Annotated in this window: 15 protein-coding genes; 2 read left to right on the forward strand and 13 right to left on the reverse strand. The window is 38.9% G+C overall.

The window, feature by feature from the left end; translation table 11 throughout:
- Positions 1–90 precede the first annotated feature (90 nt).
- From basJ to basE, 8 genes are all read right to left on the reverse strand, one after another.
- The gene (gene basJ / locus EGS71_RS07055; RefSeq protein WP_000983829.1) at positions 91–1,260 is read right to left on the reverse strand and encodes an acinetobactin biosynthesis isochorismate synthase BasJ; all 1,170 of its coding nucleotides are present in this window, start codon (positions 1,258–1,260) and stop codon (positions 91–93) included.
- Between the two features lie 124 nt (positions 1,261–1,384).
- Positions 1,385–2,140, reverse strand: coding sequence for a 4'-phosphopantetheinyl transferase family protein (locus EGS71_RS07060; protein ID WP_001091014.1), 756 nt, complete (start codon positions 2,138–2,140; stop codon positions 1,385–1,387).
- A gap of 10 nt (positions 2,141–2,150) precedes the next feature.
- Complete coding sequence (basH, locus tag EGS71_RS07065) at positions 2,151–2,885, reverse strand: acinetobactin biosynthesis thioesterase BasH (RefSeq protein WP_001032903.1); 735 nt, start codon at positions 2,883–2,885, stop codon at positions 2,151–2,153.
- A gap of 71 nt (positions 2,886–2,956) precedes the next feature.
- On the reverse strand, positions 2,957–4,552 hold the full coding sequence (gene barB, locus EGS71_RS07070) for an acinetobactin export ABC transporter permease/ATP-binding subunit BarB (protein WP_001095756.1): 1,596 nt from the start codon (positions 4,550–4,552) through the stop codon (positions 2,957–2,959).
- On the reverse strand, positions 4,549–6,159 hold the full coding sequence (gene barA, locus EGS71_RS07075) for an acinetobactin export ABC transporter permease/ATP-binding subunit BarA (protein WP_001281543.1): 1,611 nt from the start codon (positions 6,157–6,159) through the stop codon (positions 4,549–4,551). Before barA ends, barB begins: the two co-directional genes overlap by 4 nt.
- A gap of 245 nt (positions 6,160–6,404) precedes the next feature.
- Positions 6,405–7,556 carry an acinetobactin biosynthesis histidine decarboxylase BasG gene (gene basG, locus EGS71_RS07085; RefSeq protein ID WP_000603872.1) on the reverse strand — a complete coding sequence of 384 codons (1,152 nt, stop codon included), beginning with the start codon at positions 7,554–7,556 and terminating at the stop codon, positions 6,405–6,407.
- 116 nt (positions 7,557–7,672) lie between these two features.
- Positions 7,673–8,542 carry an acinetobactin biosynthesis bifunctional isochorismatase/aryl carrier protein BasF gene (gene basF, locus EGS71_RS07090; RefSeq protein WP_001018271.1) on the reverse strand — a complete coding sequence of 290 codons (870 nt, stop codon included), beginning with the start codon at positions 8,540–8,542 and terminating at the stop codon, positions 7,673–7,675.
- A gap of 17 nt (positions 8,543–8,559) precedes the next feature.
- Positions 8,560–10,188, reverse strand: a complete 1,629-nt coding sequence (gene basE, locus EGS71_RS07095; RefSeq protein ID WP_000744363.1) for a (2,3-dihydroxybenzoyl)adenylate synthase BasE — start codon at positions 10,186–10,188, stop codon at positions 8,560–8,562.
- Positions 10,189–10,349: 161 nt separating this feature from the next.
- On the opposite strand from basE, the gene basD reads away from it, so the two are divergent.
- Together basD and basC are read left to right on the forward strand one after the other, a co-directional pair.
- Positions 10,350–13,292 carry an acinetobactin non-ribosomal peptide synthetase subunit BasD gene (basD, locus tag EGS71_RS07100; RefSeq protein WP_001177748.1) on the forward strand — a complete coding sequence of 981 codons (2,943 nt, stop codon included), beginning with the start codon at positions 10,350–10,352 and terminating at the stop codon, positions 13,290–13,292.
- Positions 13,293–13,339: 47 nt separating this feature from the next.
- A complete protein-coding gene (gene basC, locus EGS71_RS07105; RefSeq protein WP_000717771.1) occupies positions 13,340–14,650 on the forward strand; it encodes a putative histamine N-monooxygenase in 1,311 nt (436 codons plus the stop codon).
- Positions 14,651–14,713: 63 nt separating this feature from the next.
- Here the strand turns inward: basC and bauA are convergent, their stop codons facing one another.
- The 5 genes from bauA to bauD all read right to left on the reverse strand — a co-directional run bounded on the left by bauA (position 14,714) and on the right by bauD (position 20,733).
- Positions 14,714–17,017: a TonB-dependent ferric acinetobactin receptor BauA gene (gene bauA, locus EGS71_RS07110; protein WP_001016284.1), complete on the reverse strand. Its 2,304-nt coding sequence runs from the start codon at positions 17,015–17,017 to the stop codon at positions 14,714–14,716.
- Positions 17,018–17,102: 85 nt separating this feature from the next.
- Positions 17,103–18,071 (reverse strand): siderophore-binding periplasmic lipoprotein BauB, encoded by a 969-nt coding sequence (gene bauB / locus EGS71_RS07115; RefSeq protein ID WP_001104136.1) that lies wholly within the window; start codon positions 18,069–18,071, stop codon positions 17,103–17,105.
- Positions 18,072–18,077: 6 nt separating this feature from the next.
- A complete protein-coding gene (bauE, locus tag EGS71_RS07120) occupies positions 18,078–18,848 on the reverse strand; it encodes a ferric acinetobactin ABC transporter ATP-binding protein BauE (protein ID WP_000582117.1) in 771 nt (256 codons plus the stop codon).
- The gene (gene bauC / locus EGS71_RS07125; RefSeq protein WP_001223269.1) at positions 18,845–19,792 is read right to left on the reverse strand and encodes a ferric acinetobactin ABC transporter permease subunit BauC; all 948 of its coding nucleotides are present in this window, start codon (positions 19,790–19,792) and stop codon (positions 18,845–18,847) included. The genes bauE and bauC overlap by 4 nt, the downstream gene beginning before the upstream one ends.
- Complete coding sequence (bauD, locus tag EGS71_RS07130) at positions 19,792–20,733, reverse strand: ferric acinetobactin ABC transporter permease subunit BauD (RefSeq protein WP_001210792.1); 942 nt, start codon at positions 20,731–20,733, stop codon at positions 19,792–19,794. Before bauD ends, bauC begins: the two co-directional genes overlap by 1 nt.
- Positions 20,734–21,207: the final 474 nt, after the last annotated feature.

Genomic DNA, 21,207 nt, shown 5'->3' on the forward strand with positions numbered 1-21,207 from the left:
CAGGCTTTTTTATTAAATTTTTAATATATCTCAGTGGAATATTTAGTTATTGTTTTGACTATAAACATAACACCAGCCTAGGTTTAATAATTACACAGCAATTTTTGTATTTAGAATATTTAGCATGGTTTGCATCTTAGCTTCTGTTTCTAGCCATTCAGCTTCAGCATCTGACCCTTCAACAATCCCCGCACCAGCATATAAGCGCATTTTATTTTCACTGAGTAGACCACAGCGAATCGTCACTACCCATTCTCCATTACCCTCGGCATCCATCCAGCCTACTAACCCCGTGTAATAATGTCGGTCATAACCTTCATGATCTAAAATAAACTGCTTAGCAACATGAGTTGGTGAGCCACAAACCGCTGGTGTTGGATGTAATTCTAATGCAAGGTTTAATGCATTCGGTGCCTGTTGTTTGAGCATACCTTGGAATTCTGATGATAAATGCAACATTGTTGATGTTTCTAAAATATCTGGAAATTCAGAAACCTTAAGCTCTACACAATGAGTGGCTAAATTTCTAATAATATTTTCAACCACAATTCGATGTTCATGTTGGTCTTTCTCAGAATGATTTAATTCTTGTTGGCTGACGAAATTTTTTTCGGAAATCTGAGATTTGGGTCTAGAACCGGCCAAAGGATTACTGGTTACAATACGACCTTGTTTTGATAAAAGCAGTTCTGGGCTTGCGCCTAGAATATAATTATTATGTTCTACTGGAATCACAAAATTATAAGCATTTGGATTTTGTTTTAATAAAGCAGCCAATAAGTTTTCTGGCTCTTGATGACGGTTGAACTCATATTCAACAGCCTGAGAAAGAACAACTTTTTCTACCTTCTTTTTCTCAAAAGCATCTAATGCTAACTGTACTGTACCTTCAAATTTTTGGCGTTGAATGAGTAATGATTTATTAATTATCTCAATGTTATTACGATTTTTTAATGAGTTAATCGTAGAAGATGCTTGTGTTATTTTTTTATGATCAACATAAAAATTTAAGCTACTTTTCTTTGTAATATCAAAAGGTATAGCACCAATTAAAACTGGATTTTGATGGCCTTGCTTTTTAATTTCTTCAAAACATTTTGCAATCTCATCATTAAATAGTGCGGTATTTGCTGCAGGTGTATTTAGCGTTTTAACGAATTCGTTCACTTCGAGATAATAATTTTTCGTAGAGAAACATGAAAATTTCTTTTGACCGACATGATCTAAATTTTGCTCTACTGATATTTGAGTCTGCATCATCTGTATATCACCTCTCACATTGATTTTTTTCAAGCAAATTCTGTAGTACTTCTTTTTAAATATAGGAGTATAAAAATACTGAAACACACATTAATGCAAATGATTATTATTATCAATAATAAAATTAGTTTTCAATGCAAGAAATTGTAATTATCTCGTTATTTGTATAAAAAAATTGAACTTTAATCTCTAGATTTATCTCGATTGAACTTTCTTGACTAAGGTAAAAATAAAGAAACTCGCCATCTTGTTGTTTAAAATTTATATTTTTAAAATCAATAATTTGCTTATATTTTAAATAAATTGCTTTAATGATACTTTCTTTAGCAGAGAATATTACCAAATATAAATATGCTTGTTTTTTTTGCAGCTTTTCAATTTCTGCTTGTTCATTTTTATTTAGAAAAACATCATAAAACTCATCTTTCTTTTGAAAAAAAATATAATGTTTTTGAGACTCTATATCGATCCCAAATATTTTTTCTTGAACCGTGTTATTTCTAGCATATGCGATGGCATGACATGATTTTTTTGATCCAACATGGCTAATCCCACCTATCACTCCTTCGGGCCATAGGGGTTCCCCATGTCTACCTTGATAGACAATAGAATGTTCTAAATTGAGGCTTTGTAATGCATATTTTGCTGCTAAGCGCCCCGTCAAGAACTCTAATTGTCGAATGAAGCGTGAGTTTTTTATCTTCGGTGGAAGAAATATATTCAGCTCCTGATAGATATGATCAAGCTGAGGTATTTCTTTGATTTCACTGAGCTGGACTTTATGTATATCTAGCCCGAAAGCTGTTAGCTTTTCATATTGAATATTTATTTCATCCAGGCATGGATTAGCCCCTCTACTTAACTGCTTCTCCGTATTCATAGCCTGTACTTTATTCAATATTCACTGTCAATGTTTCAACGATGGCAGCAATGTTTTCAAGCATCTTTAGTCGGGTCTCGCGATTGAGAAAGTAGAAATGATCCCCTTCAAACTCAATACTTCCTAACCAATTTTCTGTGTGTTGTTGCCATGCATCCATCATTCTCTTATTAGGAATATCAGGGTCCTGTTTGCCATAAAATGCAACAATCGGAACCTCAGTCTTGTGTATATTCTCGCTAAGCAATTGATCGCTAAGATAGAAGTCGTTACGAATGATTTTGAGAAAGAATGTGAGTGCATCCTGATTATTTAAAATTTCGTCAGGAAAATTATTGTATCGCTTTAATTCATCAATAATTTTTTCATCGGTTAGCTCATGCTTGTACCGCATATGTTGAATATAGTGGTGCTCAGGTCGGCTACTTATAACAATTAATCTCAACTGATCAATTATGGGTTTTTCATTCAAATAATTGAGTACTTTCCAAATCAAGCCACCTCCTACACTATGTCCAAATAAAATAAATGGTGTGTCTGAGTAAGCTTGTATTTCATTGGCAATTTGCATAGCCAATAGATCAGGATCATCAATCAATGGTTCATTTATTTTTATACCATGACCCGAATATTCAATAGGAATAATACGAATACTGTCAGAGATTAGCTTTTTCCATGGATGATAAATACTCGCGCTACTCCCCGCAGGCGGTAAACAGAACATATTATATTGATGTTTATTCACTTAAGAATTCTCCAAATATTAAGCATTTTTCTTTTATAAAAAATGCTTAAATCAGGTTTCTGCTCTATTTTTTAAACAGAAGTTGAAGCTAAATTGATAGTTTGAGTCGGTTGCCAAATAGCTGAATCACGATGTGTCACAAAAATAACCGTAGAAGAAAGAGCACGTATCGTTGTAACAATTTCCTGCTCAGTCTCTTCATCCAAGGCAGAGGTTGCTTCATCAAGTATTAAAATCGGCGCATTTTTGAGTAATGCTCGGGCAATTGCGACCCGCTGACGTTCACCACCAGACAATGCGGTGCCTTGTTTACCCACCGATTGATTAATTCCTTCTGAACTACGGTCAATCATTGCGCCTAATGCGGCATCTCTTGCAGCCTTTTCTATTTCATCATCAGTTGCATCAGGTTTACCTAAACGGATATTTTCAGCCAGTGTACTTGTGAACAAAATAGGTTCTTGTGTGACATAAGCGATATTCGAGACCAAATCTTCATATTTCATTTGATCAAGAGCTATGCCACCAAGGGTAATTTTTCCTCTTTGTGGATCATCAAACCGTGTAAGCAATTCAAGTAAAGTACTCTTACCACTACCGCTTGGTCCGGTAACCCATACTCTGCTCCCCAATGCGATATCGAGAGATATATTTTCAAGTGCTGGCGCATAGCTAACGCCTTGTACCGAAATATGATGGCCAGTAGGAATTTGAGGGTGTAATGGCTCAGGTAACTCAGGTGGATGGGTGATCTGATTAAAGTTGCGTAGTGCAGCAAATAAATCATTGATATGCAACCCTGCGGTAGCAAGTTCACCTAATGGCGCTGCTGCACGTCCAATTAAGACGAGTAATGCCAACACCAAAGCAGCATGATTGACACCAGCAAGTACCAGATAGGTTGCCATCCCTGCAATGGGTAAAACACTTGCCAAGGTCGCAACAAAACTTGCAAATGCAGCAGCACGGTTGATCCGTACTAATGTCTCTTCTTGCTCTTCCCAACGATGTTCCAGCCTTTGAACCGCACGTTCTGGTCCCGCGGCTGTGCGTAATAACTCAACATGATCAACCAATTCCAACGTTGCTTGTGAAGCAGCTAAATCGGCAGTATTACGTTTTTTATCAATATGCATGAGTGCACGTTGTGCTAGGAATTGAGCAAATAAAGAGAGTAAAAGTAAGCCTAAAGCGACAAATGCTACGCCTGCTCCAGCAAGCAGGCCTATTCCTATTGTTAGAAATAAAGGCATAAAAGGCGCATGTAAAAAGGTTTGCAATTGATGAGCAGGGATACTCATAAACCCAGGAATTCCCTGTCCAGCAATTGTCTTAATCTGAGCACGCTGTTCATTGGTAAACCAAGAGAGCTTAGCACGAGCTAAAGATTTGCCTAACTCAGCAAATAGGTCTCCTGCTAAGCGCACACCAGTAAGGAAGCCAGCACGAGTGACCACCACTGTCACTAATATTGCTGCAATTGCACTGATGAGAACCCAGCTTGGTGACCATTGATTGACAATTGCAAATGCCAATACGGTATATGCGATTGCTTCAATTGCTGCAACAATGATCCATCCGATACCAACAATAATTAATTTTTGTTTGGCCGCACGAGGAAGCATCGAAAAAATCTGATCTTTATTTAATTTAGCAGGAGTATTCATAAAGATTTCCCTGAGTCAGTTGGGCCGTTAAGCACTAACCTGCTGTCGGCATGAGCAGCTAAGGCAAGATCATGAGTGACCATGACGATGGTTTTATTCTGGTTTTTAGCTAAGTCGCTTAACTCCAATATTATTTTTGTCGCATTGGTCTGGTCGAGTGCGCTCGTTGGCTCATCTAATAAAATAATAGGAGCTGTGGATAAAAACGCACGCGCTATTCCTATGCGCTGTTTTTCACCGCCTGAAAGTAAAGTTGCATCTGCATTTAAATCTACTTTTAATTGGGCCTTGAGTAATGCCTGCTCAAGTTGTTCATCATTTGCATTAACGGCAGATAAGGATAAGTTTTCTCTTACTGTGGTCGGTAATACATCTCCACCTTGTGGAATAAACAAAACCTTTTCATGTCTTAGTTTTTCATGTAATTGCAAAATATCTGTTTTTGCTAATTGAACGACACCTTCTTGCAATACGACTAATCCAGCAAGTGCCCGCAGTAAGGTTGTTTTGCCAACTCCACTTGGTCCTGTAATTGCAGTCATTGAATTTTTTGGAAATGAATAACTTAATCGATCAAATACTTTTTGATTTTCAATTGCAAAGCTTGCATTCACTATTTCGAGTGTTACATCTTGCTCAATCTGTTGTAGATTGCCCGATGAAAGTACTGGCTCTTTTAAGAAAGCAGATAAACGAGTAGCTGCAGCCCGCCCAGCAGCGACATAATCAAGACCATGCCCTAAACGTAGCGAAGGTGTCACGATGGCCAAACTAAAGAAAAGTGTTGCAGCCAAGGTCATGCTGTCGTATTGATAAGCTACAAAATAGGCTATGGCAAAGGTTGCAACAGCTTGTAGTAATGCAGTGGCAACAGCAGCGAGTGTTGCGACTTTACTCACCCAAGACACCATATTTTGAGTGAAATTTTGTGCTGATTGAGTATAGGCTGTTAAAGCACCTGATTGTTGCCCATATATTCGATTATCACGAATGCCGCGCGCATAATCATCAGCAGAACCAATAATATCTAACATGACCTGCATACGTGCAGCGCCATCCCGTTTTGATACATGTGGGACAATAATTAAATAATAAAGTGAAGCTATTGCACCAGGTAATAATACCCAAAGGGCCATCGGGCCAACCAAAGCAATTAATAAAACAATAGAAACTAAAGGGATTACAGCAAAAATCGCAATTTCCGACGGTAAATGCGCCACCATATGGTGTAAGGTTGCGATATCGTCTGAAACCAGTCGTTTTAAGTTTTGGTCACCCTGTTTTGATAGGGTTGTGTTAGGTAACCGAATTAAATGATGAGCAATTTGACGACGTAATCGTGCCGAAAATCCAGCCTCTGCATCATGCACTAACCATGAAGCCAGTGCTGCCAATGCCGCCCCGACTATCCAAAAAACCGCTGAAAAGATCACCCAATAAGAAGATAAATAACCAATCAACTGAATCATGCCCCACAAGGCAGTTAAAATGGCTAAACCAGAAAATACGGCAGCAAGTGTTCCTGCAAATAATTTAGGAAATGCTGGCTTGAGTGCAGGTGCCAAGGAAGAGTCTGTCATCAGATGAGATAACTTTAAATCAGACATGCTTATCTCTCTTTATATTCATAGAAAAAGCGGTACTTAAAATGAAATCTCGCTTCAATTGACCAGCAAGAATTGCCTTTTTCGGCTTTAAAAAAGTATGAATAAGAAAATCAAATAAAAAGTATTTTTTTAAAAACTTTAATTGCATCAAAAACTTCCTAACCACCCTATCAAAATATTTTTAGATCATTTTCTAGACTGTAAAAATTAATATGGATTTGTCTAAATCATTTTGGTTGATATGACTAAAAACCAACTGTACGTTTAGAGGCACCTTGTAAATCAAAAATAACGTCGTCAATTAAGCTATCAATCTGACGTGTATCTCGGTGATGTGCCGTAGTAATTAAATGAGCCATATTTCCGGAAGTTGCCAGATAATGCTTTTTCCAGATGTGCTCAGAGGGACACGGAAATACCACAGTGATTGAATTCGGATTTCGCCAAGCAGGAATGCCCACTGCCTGAAAGCGATCAACCGCGTACTGGGCCATTTTTAGACAATGTTGAATTCTCTGCCGTCTTTGTAAATTGGTTTGGCTACGTATTGCTGCCCACATCAGCAAGACGGTATGACCATTACGAGAACCGCTAATGGTTTGATCCCGTGTAGAGATATAGTCAACATCTACCGATATACGTTCTACATTTTGGCGCTTGGCCACAACAATGCCACACGGAATTGGTGAGCCAATCATTTTATGACCAGACACACAAATCGAGTCGATGCCATGAGCAAAGGTAAATGCTTGAGGATGGTCAACAAAAGGTAAAATCATGCCACTCAAGGCAGCGTCGGCATGAATATAATAATCTCGGCGCATGATTCCGATTTGCGCTAAGCGCTTTTGAATCATTTCAATATCATCAATTGCGCCGGTCATGGTCGTACCAATATTTGCAAAAATAATGGGGTGACTTTCTTTATTGGTTTTTATTTTATGGGTTAAATGATCATAGTCGATTTCACCATTATCCAATGATTCGATCACACAAGATTTCATCTGCAATAATTTGGCGATTTTTCCCACCGAATAATGCGTATCTTTTGAGTAATATAATGTGGAATCAGGAAATAGCTCACGCGCCAGATAGCAGCCAAACATATTACCTTCTGTGCCACCATTGGTTACGTATCCCCAGCTTTCTTCAAAGGGAATTTGAAAAATTTCAGCAAAATACGCCATCACATCTTTTTCAAAATCAAAAGAATTCAATGCGTAATTACTATAGTCTTTCCAATCACCACAATTATTAATAGAGAATTTGAAAAAACGGAATAAAGCGGAATAATCAAAATCTGCAGATTCAGGATATCCAATATTGAAGTATTGATGTTTTAAACAGTAATTCCAGAATGTCTCTATTCTCTCTTGATCAGCAGGCGATAAAATCATTTTTTGCTCCGTTAATATGACGATTACAAGTCGTCTAAGGAGTCGCTATCAAAGATATAAATTTTATGTAAAATTTAGCGACCAGGATTTGTCGTATGCCTTATGATGGCAACCCTCTACCCTGCAATCCTTTGCCGTGCATCAACCAATGACCACCAATTTGATAAGGTGGGTGTGCGTCCTAATTCTTCAAAACTGATATTGATTCCCTGCGCTTTGAGTTCCGAAGAAAACTGCATAATTCGTAATGAGTCCAATCCATAAAGAATCAGGTTTTCTTCTGGATCTAATTCATCTTCTTCAATAAGCTGCTGGACCTTTTGCTCTAGCCAAGGTCGTGTAATGCCTGTTGCCACCTGCCCCACTACAGATTCGGTATCCACAACTTGACCACAACGTGAAGATACATATTTCAAAGCTAAGCGGTGTTCTTCTTCTGAAAAATCGGCAACTGCATCTCCAACCAGAAAGGGTTGTATGTCACTCATAAAAGCTTCAATTGCCGTAACCATACACCCGATATGGGCATAGACACCGCCAATAATGAGCTGATCACGATTCCAGTTTTGCATTCTTTCAAGCAAATCCGAACGTTTAAACGCGCTATAACGCCATTTCGTTAAGACAATGTCATGTTCAGCAGGAGAAAGTTGATCAATAATTTTTTGCTGATCGATTGTTGAGGCTGGCAAACCCGGTCCCCACATCGCATTCAGTAATGCACGATCTGCCGCTGGCTGTTCATAAGGCTGTGCTGTATAGACAACAGGAACATTGTTCTGATGTGCCCAACTTCTTAGTTGAACTAAATGATTAACAACCGTTTTAATTAATTCACTTTCAGCATCGTAAAAATTTAAAAAGTAACGCTGCATATCATGAATTAATAAAACTGCTCGAGAAGGATCTAATTGCCAGTCTGTTTTGTTATTTGGATAACTCTCTCTTTTGGGCATGAGATAAGTAGAAATTTTTGAAATAGCCATATGCTGCTCAATATTTACTAAGATGTTGTAGATGTATTTAAAATGCTGCGAAGTTGTTTTTTGTCCACCTTACCGACTGCGGTCAGTGGCAAACTTTCGATTAATTTGATCTGATCTGGAAGTTTGTATTGTGCAATACCCAGCTCCATGAGATGGCGTCTGAGCACAACAGCTTTAAGTTCAGGATTACGAGAAACAATAAAGGCACAACTCTTTTCACCGAATTGTTCATCAACAATTGCGACTAAAGCTGCGTGCATAACTTCCGGATGTAAAAGAATAAGTTTTTCTATTTCTTCCGAAGCAATCTTTTCACCACCACGGTTAATCTGGTCTTTAATTCTTCCTACTACACGTAAATTACCATCAGGGGTACGCTGCACGAGATCGCCCGAATAGTAATAGTTATCCTCATCAAAGACCTGTGAATTATGTTCAGGGCTTTGGTAATAACCACAGAAGGTATAAGGCCCACGAGTCGCAAGCATTCCTACTTCACCTTCCGGAACTTCTTTATACTGCTCATCTACAATTTTTATTTCATCATCAGAACTGATAGGACGCCCTTGTGTCGTAAAGATTTGCTCATCGGAGTCATCGAGTCTGGTGTAATTGACCAAGCCTTCAGCCATTCCAAATACTTGTTGTAATTTACAATTGAGGACTTCAGGAACTTGACGAGCTAAAGATTCAGGGAAACTTGCTCCCCCCACTTGAAGCAACTTTAAAGACTGAGTTTGATCTTTATATTGCGCGGCTTTTTCTAGCCACATAATGACAGCACTCGGCACTAAAGATGCCATATTGACTTGATGTCTTTGAATAATAGAAAAACAATTGAGCGGTTCAGGATTTGGTGCCATAACAACACATCCACCTGCATGTAAAACACCTAATGCACCGGGTGAGCTCAACATAAAGTTATGCGGAGCTGGCAGAGCACATAATAACCGGGTATTCGAGTTTAAACCGCAAATCTCGGCACTGGCTCGCACACTATAGTCATAGTCATTATGCGTGCGTGGAATAAGTTTTGGTGTTCCCGTACTTCCACCTGACAACTGAAAGAAAGCAACTTCATCAGCAGGTGTAGATGAAAAATCGACTAAGGTCTCTGCTGGTGTTTCAATCCAGTCTAATAGTCCGAAATCGGTAGCTTGATGATTGAGCATCAAAATAATTTCAGGACTTAAATTTACTTCATGAAGTGAGTCAATAAATTGATTATTGCTAAAGACTTCATGCTGACGCGAACCAATTAAAAGCTTAGGTTGAATCTGTTTAATGAAGGCATTTAGTTCATATTGGCGATGGCTATATAGCGCATTGAGCACAACCACGCCTGCTTTAAGCAAGGCAAAAAAGACAATATAAAACTCCGCAACATTGGGAAGTTGTACTAAAGCAGTATCACCCTTGCCCAAGCCTTTTTCAGCTAGTCGAGAGGCTAAATTTGTTGATAGCTGGTCCAGCTCGATATAACTCAACTGACGCTCACCACAAATAATTGCCGGTGAATGCGGATGCGATTGAACCCCTACCGTTAAAATGCGCGTCAAAGGTTGGTCAATCCAATAACCTTTATTTCGATAGTTTTGCGCTCTCTCGGGAGACCAGCGACCAAACTCAATCAACTGTTTTTTCATGACATTCTAAATATTCAATTTAATTTAATGGTTTTCAAGCTATTGATTCTTCGTAAAGTTTCTTACATATCGGCATAAATATTTAATTTGAATACCGACTAAAGAAAACTCTTAAGACGGACAAGCTATATATTCACAGCAAAATTGGAAATGATTAACAAATGCAACTGGTAATCATTTTCATTTGTTTGTATGATGCTGAAACAAGATTAATTTGTCAACCGAGTTATCGTTCAATGTGTGAATTAACTTCGATGCAAGCGGCCTGCTGGTTTGGTCGCTCTGGCAACGCAACTTTAGGTGGGGTTGCTGCCCACCTCTATGCAGAATTTGACGGTCAATTTATTGATCTACAAAAATTACATTTAGCACTTCAACGACTTTATAAAGAACACCCTATTTTGAGATTAAGTTTGAGTGCCGATGGCATCGCAAACATCATGTCTGAGAAGACTCAACAGATATTAGAAGTCTATGATTTTTCAAAGCTTAGCGATTATCAAATTGAGCAAATGCTCATGCAAAAACGGGAGCAATGGACCCATCAAAAACTTGATCTAAGTCAGGGCCAGACTGCAAGATTTTCTATAAGTGTTCTTAAAAATAATATTTTTCGTTTTCATATAGATACGGACATGATTGCTATAGATCCGTCCAGTTTTTTGAACTTGATGGAAGATCTTTCTTTGTTTTATGAAGACCCAGAAATATCATTCTCCCGTCCGCCTAATTTTTTTGACTGGTATCAAAAAATACGGACAGATCCTGACCTAAAAAAATTAAACCAACGAGACCGCTTATGGTGGAAACAACGTCTGCCTCATATTAGCCCTGCTCCGTCTCTACCTTTCATTCATCAAGAATTCAAAACAGCAAAAAGTGATCGTTTAAGTACGTGGTTATCGCCGGAAGAACGAAAAGCATTACAACAACTTGCTAGAGAACAACGCATTACTGTGACCAATCTGATATTAGGTCTATTTGCCTATACGCTTGGTCATGCAACCAAAGATCACAGCTTCCGATTAAATATTCCTACTTTTTGGCGTGAGCCGGTTTTAAAAAATGTCGAAGGCACTATTGGTGATTTTGCTAATCTAGTCATCCTTGATGTCGATATGAAAGGAATAACTACCTTAGCTGCATTCTGCAAACAAATAGCAAATCAAATGCTTGAGTTATTAGAGCATTCACATTATTCGGGTGTGAATGTTCTACGTGACCTGTCCCGTTATCATGGTAGTGCACAGATTGCTCCAGTGGTATTTACAGCGGCACTCGACTTAGAAAACGATAATTTGCTTTCCGAACGTGTCCGCCGTGTTTTTGGCTCAATGAATTGGGTCATTTCACAAGGGCCGCAAGTTGCACTTGATGCACAAGTTGCTCATGTAGATGGCGGTATTTTAGTTAATTGGGACATCCGTTTAGATGCTCTACCCAAAGAATGGACCACAAATTTATTTGAATCTTTCATTCATTTACTTAAAAATCTTGCCGCACATCCTGAGCAACTTAATACACAAATTATAAACTCAGCACAAAATACCTCGTCAGATCGTACGTCTCAAAAACCATTAAATGCATTACAGCAAGCTTATCTATTGGGTCGAACTCAAGCCCTTCCTTTAGGTGGTGTTGCCATGCAAGAGTTTAGGCAGTATCACGGCAAAATGGATATTGTTTTATTAAGACAACGATTGGCAAAAATGGTACGGCGGCATGACAGCTTACGAACCTATATTGATAAAAATAGGTTCGTACAATATGTAAGCGATCAAGTGAGTGTCAATTTAAAAGAAATAGACCTAACTACATGGGATCCTGAACATGCTTCTCACCACATCCAGTCCTATAAAAATAGTTATACGCATGAGCTATTTGATTTAAATCAGTCGCCTTGGAATATCACCGTATTTTTATTAAAAAATAATCTATTAACAATTTTTGTCCGCTTTGATGCATTGATTTTAGATGGCCGATCTATAGCTTCACTTATGTTAGAGCTATTTGATGGGCAACAACATGATATCCAAACACAAATAGAAGAAAATGAAGCTGAAAATAGCTTATCTGTTCATCACACAGATATGGCTTACTGGGAAAGAAAATTTTCTAAATTATCGGCTATTCCTGCGCTTCCGTGGAAAACGCCCTTACAGCATTTACCGACTTCACGTTACCAACGTAAAAGTTTGGTTATAGAAAAAGATCAATTTAAACAGTTGTCTAAAATTGGCGCAAAACATTCACTGTTTAAAAACTCAATCATCATGGCGATTATTTTGGAAGTGCTATCTCATTGGAGCACGGACAAATCTCTATGCGTTGCTGTTCCTACACTTCCTCTCTATGCCGGACCATTTTCTAATAGCTCTACGTTTATTGCTGTTGAGTGGAAAACCTCACATCAATTTGCTGAACAAGCAAACCGTTTGCAAACTGAAGTTTTAGAGGGTTTACAGCATCTTTCATTTTCAGGCGTTGATCTCGCTCGACTATTATTTGAAAAAGTTGGCACTGCTCCAGTATTACCGATTGTAATTACAAATGGTTTGTCATGGCCGGTATTATCTGAATCTCATCCTATTCAGCAACTAGATGGACTGACCCAAACACCTCAAGTTGCAATTGATATTCGCTTTAGCACAAGAAATGACGGCGCTTTGATTTTCGATATTGATTATGCCCAAGAAGCATTTCCACCCAACATGATTGACGATTTCTTGGATGCACTGCAATTAGCAATCAAGCAAATTATTGGTTCAGAAATATTCAGTTTTGATCTCAGCAGTTTTTTCAGTGAGCTTCAAAATAAACGTCTATATTTTAAAAATAATGAGTCCGGTCATTCATCTATACCACTTGAAAATAATGCTAAACAGCAAAATCAACTACTCGACATTTATTTAGAAGTGATAGGTCACCCGCCAAATAAGGAAGTGGACAACTCAACTCATTTTACTCATCTCGGGCTACGTCCGCATCATTTAAAGGTTGTTTCAAAACGTATTAATGAAGCATACGCGATTCAGCTCTCACCTGTTCAACTTATTCAATGTCGCAATATTGCTGATGTAGAGAAACTACTAACAGCACATTAATTCGTATTTTGAACTTTCATCATTTTGGAAACAGATAAAGTATAAACATGAAAAAAATAGATATTACCGGAATTGGTATTGGGCCATTCAACTTAGGTTTAGCTGCTCTTTTGTCTCATCATCCCGAAATCAAAAGCGTATTTTTAGAACGCAAACCAGAATTTCGATGGCATGAAGGACTGCTATTGCAAGGTACGACATTACAAGTTCCTTTCTTTGCCGACTTGGTTACTATGGCCAATCCTTGCCATCCCTTAGGCTATATTAATTATTTACATCAACATGATCGCTTGCATCAGTTTTATTATTACGACAGTTTTTTAATTCCACGCCGTGAATATGACCATTATTGCCGTTGGGCTTCAAAACAATTACCCGATTGTCGATTTGGAGAAAACGTAAGCCATGTGGAATATGATGCCAAGCTGAATAAATTTATTATAGAAAGTGAATCAGCCTCGGGCGAAAAACAAAAATATATAAGCCAAAATCTGGCGATTGGTATTGGAACTAAACCTCGAATTCCTAAATGGCTGGAAATATGCAAACACCCTTTGGTAAAACATTCAGCGGAGTTTGCAAAAATTCAGGAACAACTCAAGCAATGTAAACAGGTCACGGTTATTGGCTCGGGCCAGAGTGCAGCAGAATGTGTACTTGCTTTATTTAATTCACTTACACCAGAACAAGTAAAAGCAGGTGCATCTATTCGTTGGATCACACGTTCTGCCGGCTTTCACCCAATGGAATATTCTAAACTTGGACAAGAGTGCTTTACCCCTGCATATATGCAATATTTCCAAAGCCTGCCTAGAGATAAACGCCGCGATATTGCTGCTAGTCAGGGCCTGATCTATAAAGGGATTAGCTTCTCAACCATTGGTGATATATATGATGTGCTTTATGAGCGTTCAGTGGGTGGTGAAAAATCCGGCTTAAGCCTATACACAAGCTGTGAGGTTGAATCGGTTGAAGAACTTGAATCGGGTTCTCTGCGTTTAACCTGTTTGCACACCCAACTCGATCAACGTTGCGAATTAGAAACTGATGCCCTTGTCGCAGCTACAGGCTATGTTCATGATTGGCCTGAATGGTTCCAAAATATGAAGGGTTTTATTTTAGCTGTTGATGATAAAAATGATTGTATTGTTCAAGAAGACTTTACGGCTTTACGTTGTGATCAAGGACAAGGTCGAATTTTCATTCAAAATGCCGAGATTTTTCAGCAAGGCGTTGGTTCTCCTGACTTAGGGATCGGAGCAACTCGAAACTCAGTCATTATTAATCAATTACTAGGACGTAATGCTTATCGAATTCCTAAACAGTCTTCTTTCCAGCACTATGGTTTGCCAGAATAAAATACGAATATCATAAAAAACCCGCGATTGCGGGTTTTTTATTCGGTTGAAGATTACAACAAATTAAAAGTCATATGATACAGATAGCATATACGTTCTTGGTGCGCCTAAAGCCAAATTCGTCAATTGTGGCTGTGCCCAATACGCTTTGTTGGTTAAGTTGTAGATATTGGCACGGAAAGTAACTGGGTGGTCCTCGACTTTCGTGCTATAGCGTGCGCCAACATCTAAGAGCGTACGCCCAGGTACGGACAAGGTATTTTCTGCATTAATATATTGCTTAGAAACTGCATTGATATTTCCTGATAAGGTTAAAGTCCCTTGTGCTACTTGAGTATCCCACTCTGCTCCAAGCTTAGCCTGATTTTTTGGCACAGCAACTGCTGTATGACCATCGTTTCCTCCACTCTTAGTCTTGGTAAGTTCAGGATCAAGATAGGTAAAGCCACCCATTAAACGCACATGTTCAATCGGTGAACCAAAAAATGACCATTCAATACCACGATTTCGTTGTTCTCCATCCGAAACAAAGGTAGGTAAGTTATTCACAAGCTTTGAAGGATCTAAATAACTACTTGGTTTGGTAATTTCAAATGCACTCAAGGTATGCGCAAATGTCCCCAAATCAACCTTCAAACCAAGTTCCTGTTGTTTGGTTTTTTGAGGAGGAAATATTTCCCCTGGATTTGATGCAGTTGCAGGTGCCTGATCACCCTTTGTCAAACCTTCAATATAGTTTGCATAAACAGAAATTTTATCAGTCGCTTTAATCAGTAAGGCGACACCAGGCGTGGTTGCTGATTTAGCATTTTCAGGTAATGTATTAACAGAACTTGTTGCTTTTACAGTCTGATGACGAAGTCCTAAAGTCAACTGTACTTTATCTTGAGCAAACGACAATGTATCGGCTAAACCAAAGCTAGAGGTAGAGAGTGTCGAATGAAATAGAAACGGCGGTGTAAATTCCGGTTTAGGCCCCCAATTTGGATTGGGATCATAAATATTCGTAATAACAGGATCACTAAAACCTGGGATAATTCTATAACCATAATCATCTTGTGCATGATTATAGTAGGTTGCATTGGCGACCCATTGATGTTTCACAGGCCCCGTCTCAAACTTGCCTTTAAAACCAGCATCTGCTGATTTTTTATCGACGTCAAAAGCAAGTTGACCAAGTGTTGAACTCAGTGTTCCAGTGCTACTCGTAATCGTCCCTGCACTTGCCCCATTGTATTTATATTCAGTTGTACTTTGTCCATAAGCCGCATATGCCATCAACTGATCAGAAAAATCATATTCGCCACGAATCATTGCGCCTTTATCTTTGGTTTCAACAGAGCCCCAATCCGGACTAAGTAAGGTATCCGCTTTCGGCGGTTTCGGAATTCCAACTGCAGTAGAGACGTTAACACCACGTGTCACACCATCAACATGATCTAAGGCATCGTAAGCATCAACAAAAACACGTGCTTTTTCACCTTGCCAATCTAAGCCAAGCGAAAATAAACGACTTTCTTTAGACTGATCATTAACTGCTGCATCTCCATCTCGATACATTCCATTGATACGAACGCCGAATTCTTTATTTTCACCAAATCTTCTTCCAACATCGACATGTCCACCAAACTGGGCATCCGACATATAAGTTGTGGTCAATCGTGCAAACGGTTCATCAGCCGCATATTTGGTCACTAGATTTACCGTTCCACCCACCGATCCTGCTGGCGGCATCCCATTTAACAAAGCGGAGGGACCTTTCAACACCTCAACGCGGCCAAACATTTCCGGAGAAGTTCGATAAAACGGTGTGATACCAAAAAGTCCGTTCATTGACATATCATTCGTACTCGAAGCATATCCACGAATATAATAGTTTTCACTCCAACCACCACTTGCACCGTTGGTATATATCGATGGATCAGTTGCTGCAATCACCTCTGTAATATCTTTTGCCTGTTTATCTTCGATATACTTATCGGTATAACTAATCGTATTAAATGGCGTATCTAGAAATTTTTTACTACCGAGAAATCCAACATTGCTCGATGTTGCAACTTGCCCACCTGCATAAGTATCGTCTTGTTCAGCTTTTACGGTAATTGCTGGTAAAGCTGCTACATTTGTTTGAACAGCCTGTTGTTGTTCTAGAGTTTTTGTTGAATTATCAATAACAGCAGCATAGGTGTTTGATGCACATAGAACAAATACGGTGCCTAATGCATAGCCTAATCGAAGGGCCATTTGTGCAGATGCAACACCATTTAATACAAAAGAACGGTGATTAATTCTTTGATCATTCCCACTTTTAAAATTACGGTTATCGCTAACGTTGTTCATTGAAAGACCTTTAATGTTGTGATTCATTTTTTATTAACTATCTGCTTAAAATTCATAGCAAAATAGTGAAAATTTATGCTGTAAAATTTAACTAAGTGATGTGCCCAAAAATTTATTGATAGCCTTTTTTCACATCTTCCATCACTATTTTGAGTGAGGTTGGGCTTGCAGCCGTGGTGTACCACGCATCGGCATCGACAAAAATGACACGACCGTTTTTCCATGCTTTGGTTTGACGTAATAATGGATTTTCAACACTGGCAGCATTAATGTTTGAGCGATGTTCCATCACAGCAGTTCGGTCCACGATATAAAGAATATCGGGATCCGCTTTTTTGATGAATTCACTCGAAATAGGTTGCCCATGTAGACTTGTATCCACCACACCACTTGCAGGCTTTACACCAAAAGCATTAAAAATAAAGCCATAGCGTGACTGAATACCAAAATTACTAAATGCCCCATTGTTATGAAGAACGACTAACGCTCTTTCTGGGCGATTGGCCGTTATGGCTTGTACTTGCTTCACCTGTTCATCAAGTTCAGAAACTTTCTGGCGAGCTAAGTCTTCTTTATTAAATATTTTTCCTAAGGTCATCATATGGTCTTTAACCAGACCAATATGATTACTCTCACTGTTGTTGAAGTTAATATCGTAGTGAATGGTCGGGACAATTTTTGACAGTTCCTGATATTGATTAACGTGTAATGGCGTCATCAAAATCAGGTCTGGTTTTAATGCATATATCCGCTCCATATTGGGCTGTACAATTGCACCCAAATCCTGAATTTGTGCATCTTTTTTATATTTTTCCAAAAAGTGTGGAACATAATCTTTTGGCATTCCCATAATCGGGACATTGAGTTGATCTAGAAAGTCAGCTTCATTCATATCAAGTACGGCAACGCGTTGCGGTAAATGATCTATCACCGTAGTTCCAAGCGCATGTTTCACCGTAATCGGTTCTGCTAGCTTCTGAGAAGCCTGAGTGGTATCTGCAACTTTTTGATCACATGCTTGTAGAGTGACAGCTGCCGCTATGATGAGGGCTACTCCCCCATACTTTTTCTTCCAGTTCATATGTATTCAAGCTCCAGATGAGTTGAAGTAATTACACATACAGCCACGCTCACTGTATGTAATTTCAAAATCAAGCTCGTACAGATCATTTAATTGCGCCTCTGTAATCACTTGTTCCGTTAACCCACTGAAATGAAGCTTGCCGTTCTTGAGCGCGACAATATGGTCCGAGTAATTCGTGGCAAAATTGATGTCATGAATGACTAAAATCACAGTGCGCCCTTGTTCATCACATAAGCGTCTGAGTGCACGCATAATTTGAACGGCATGTTTCATATCAAGGTTATTTAAGGGTTCATCTAATAAAAGTACGTCTGTTTGCTGGGCGATCGTCATCGCCAAAAAGGCCATTTGCCTTTGACCACCACTAATTTCATCTATGTAAGATTTGCGCAGTGGTTCTAAAGAAAGAAACTCAATCGCCTCATCAACCACCTGACGATCTTGCTCGGTTAAAACACCACGGCTATAAGGAAAGCGTCCAAATGAAACCAGCTCTTCTACGGTTAAGCGCAAATTAAAGCCGGGTGCTTGACGTAAAGTCGCGACATGCTTGGCGTAAACAGCGGTTTTAATATCCGCAATATTTTGATGATTAAGAAAAATCTCGCCTTTATCCGGCTCAATTAAACGTGCCATCATCATGAGCAATGTCGATTTTCCGGCTCCATTTGGACCAATGAGTGACGTCACCTGACCTGTAGGAAATTCAACATTTACGTCAGTCAGTATTGGCTTATTTCCATATGACTTATTGATATTCTTGACATGAATCATGCAACACCTCGGGTACGAACCGTCAGCGCAAGGAAATAAATGCCACATACGAGGTTGACCAGAATGCTGACGGTCGTTTTGTAATTAAAAACGTGCTCAACTAAAATTTGAGCAGCAATAAATATGGCAATCGTGATGGCACAACCCATGGGCAGCGTTAATTTATGCTTATAACTTCTTGCTAGTGCATAAGTAATGTTGGCAATGAATACGCCCATAAATACTGTCGGGCCAATCAGGCTGGTAGATACCGCAACCAAAATAGCGATCAGGGCTAAATAGAAACTGACATAGCGGTGATGATGAATGCCTAATGAAATGGCTTGCTCACGCCCTAAAATCAGAACATCCAGAACAGGGAGCGCTTTTCTACCGAGGAATAGAACAATGACTACGGCTAAGCTGGCATACAATAAAGTTTCTGGTTGAGAGCGATTAAAAGAAGCATAGCTAAGGCCTTGGAAAACAGAAAATTCACCAGGATTAATTTTGAGTTGAATAAATTGAGTAACCGTCCCGACGACCATCGTAAGGACTAAGCCTAAAAGCAACAGGAGAAAGACATCATTTCTGCCATATGGCAATAACCACTTATGGATTACCCACGAATAAAGCAGCATTAAAACGATAGAGATAAAGAAATTACCATTTACCCCTAACTGGCTTAGTCCATGCGTTCCCCAAAAGAACAACAACAAAACTTGCCATAAGAGATAAATCGCTTCATAGCCCATAATTGAGGGAGTCAAAATACGATTACCGACCAATGTTTGAAAAACAATCGAGGAAAAAGCAACGCAAATACCGGCTATCACAATCGTGGCAAGACGCAGAAGTCGGTTAGGAATGACGTCATCAAAATCTAGTCCTGAGTTTAAAAATAAAAAACTTATTGCTAGGCAGATGACAATCAGATAAATCATCCATAGCTTTGTAATACGCATTATCTGAACTCCCTCAAAATGAGGATGAGGAAAATAATTCCCCCCACACCACCTGCGGTAAGTCCAATTGGCACTTCAAATGGATAAATAATCGAGCGACCAAGAATGTCGCAAACCAGTAATAGAGACGCCCCACCTAAAGCCACAATGGGCAAGGTTTTAGCTAAGTTCTCTCCGTATTTCAGTGCGACTAAATTGGGGACCACGAGCCCGACAAAAGGAATAGCACCAACCGTAATTACTGTGGTTGAAACTGTAATGGCAACCAGTATCAAACCAATGGCGGCTATAGCCGCATAACTGAGTCCTAAGCTAGAAGCCATCTCTTCCCCCATACCAATCACAGTAAAGCGGTGTGCAAAAAGATAAGTCAGGACAACAATCGGAAAAATAATGTAAATAACTTCATAGTGGCCTTGGACAATTTTTGAAAAATCTCCTAAAAGCCACCCTTGCATACTTTGTAAAATATTAAAGCGATAGGCATAAAACTCAGCTAAGGCACTCAGTACACTGCCGTACATCAAGCCAATAACTGGTACTAAAACCGTATTTCTAAAACGGATCCGCCGAATAATTGCGATATAAATTAAGCTAGCAATAAAACAAAAAATGATCGCAAATATCATCTTGCTCAGCGTGCTGGTTACCGGAACTAAAGTTAACGACACTAAAATTCCCAGTTTGGCAGCATCTAAACCACCCGAAGTTTCCGGTTCAACAAACTTGTTACGCACAATGTGCTGCAAGATGACGCCACATACCGCCAACCCGATACCGGTAAGCACAATAGTAATTAAACGAGGAATACGGCTGGCTGTAAGAGTGAGCCAACTCTCATGAGAAAAAGAAAATAAGGTAGACCACTGGATTTGCTCAGCCCCCAGCAATAACGAACAAATACATAAAATGATAAAAATACAGAATAAGCCAAATCGCATCAGTGGCGTGCCCCACTTGAGCGTAATAAAGCCGATGCAAATTGCAAATTTAGTCCCATCAAACCAAAGTGAGGGAAAATTTGTTCAACATTTGATGGGTTTATCAACCTTTCATGATTGAATATTCTCATGAAAATTCCTCAATTTTATCGAGACAACAGAATCAGTTCCTTTTGAATAGGCAAAATCACAGCCCTATTCCGAGGAGCGTTTTTTCATCTTTAAATTATTTTTGCCCAACCAATTTCGAATTAAATAAATATTAATCAATCACTTATTATTTATTTTCTATTTTAAAAATTCGTCATTCTCAATTGGTACTATCTACTTGCAAATAATAATCTTGATGTAAATGAGAATCAATTATAGTATGTTTAAAGGTAAAATGTAACCCTACTGTTACATCAGCACAGTTCATGTGGACATCAACTCATTAGAAAAAGGTCAATTTTTGCAAACAAGCAAATCTATAAC

It is taken from the genome of Acinetobacter sp. FDAARGOS_559 (assembly GCF_003940475.1).
GTDB classification, from domain to species: Bacteria; Pseudomonadota; Gammaproteobacteria; order Pseudomonadales; family Moraxellaceae; genus Acinetobacter; species Acinetobacter baumannii.

Bases quoted from the DNA above. Each gene is read 5' to 3' on its own strand.
- basJ (WP_000983829.1), bottom strand. From the start codon at position 1,260: ATGATGCAGACTCAAATATCAGTAGAGCAAAATTTAGATCATGTCGGT.
- EGS71_RS07060 (WP_001091014.1), bottom strand. From the start codon at position 2,140: ATGAATACGGAGAAGCAGTTAAGTAGAGGGGCTAATCCATGCCTGGAT.
- barB (WP_001095756.1), bottom strand. From the start codon at position 4,552: ATGAATACTCCTGCTAAATTAAATAAAGATCAGATTTTTTCGATGCTT.
- barA (WP_001281543.1), bottom strand. From the start codon at position 6,159: ATGTCTGATTTAAAGTTATCTCATCTGATGACAGACTCTTCCTTGGCA.
- basG (WP_000603872.1), bottom strand. From the start codon at position 7,556: ATGATTTTATCGCCTGCTGATCAAGAGAGAATAGAGACATTCTGGAAT.
- basF (WP_001018271.1), bottom strand. From the start codon at position 8,542: ATGGCTATTTCAAAAATTTCTACTTATCTCATGCCCAAAAGAGAGAGT.
- basE (WP_000744363.1), bottom strand. From the start codon at position 10,188: ATGAAAAAACAGTTGATTGAGTTTGGTCGCTGGTCTCCCGAGAGAGCG.
- basD (WP_001177748.1), top strand. From the start codon at position 10,350: ATGCAACTGGTAATCATTTTCATTTGTTTGTATGATGCTGAAACAAGA.
- basC (WP_000717771.1), top strand. From the start codon at position 13,340: ATGAAAAAAATAGATATTACCGGAATTGGTATTGGGCCATTCAACTTA.
- bauA (WP_001016284.1), bottom strand. From the start codon at position 17,017: ATGAATCACAACATTAAAGGTCTTTCAATGAACAACGTTAGCGATAAC.
- bauB (WP_001104136.1), bottom strand. From the start codon at position 18,071: ATGAACTGGAAGAAAAAGTATGGGGGAGTAGCCCTCATCATAGCGGCA.
- bauE (WP_000582117.1), bottom strand. From the start codon at position 18,848: ATGATTCATGTCAAGAATATCAATAAGTCATATGGAAATAAGCCAATA.
- bauC (WP_001223269.1), bottom strand. From the start codon at position 19,792: ATGCGTATTACAAAGCTATGGATGATTTATCTGATTGTCATCTGCCTA.
- bauD (WP_001210792.1), bottom strand. From the start codon at position 20,733: ATGCGATTTGGCTTATTCTGTATTTTTATCATTTTATGTATTTGTTCG.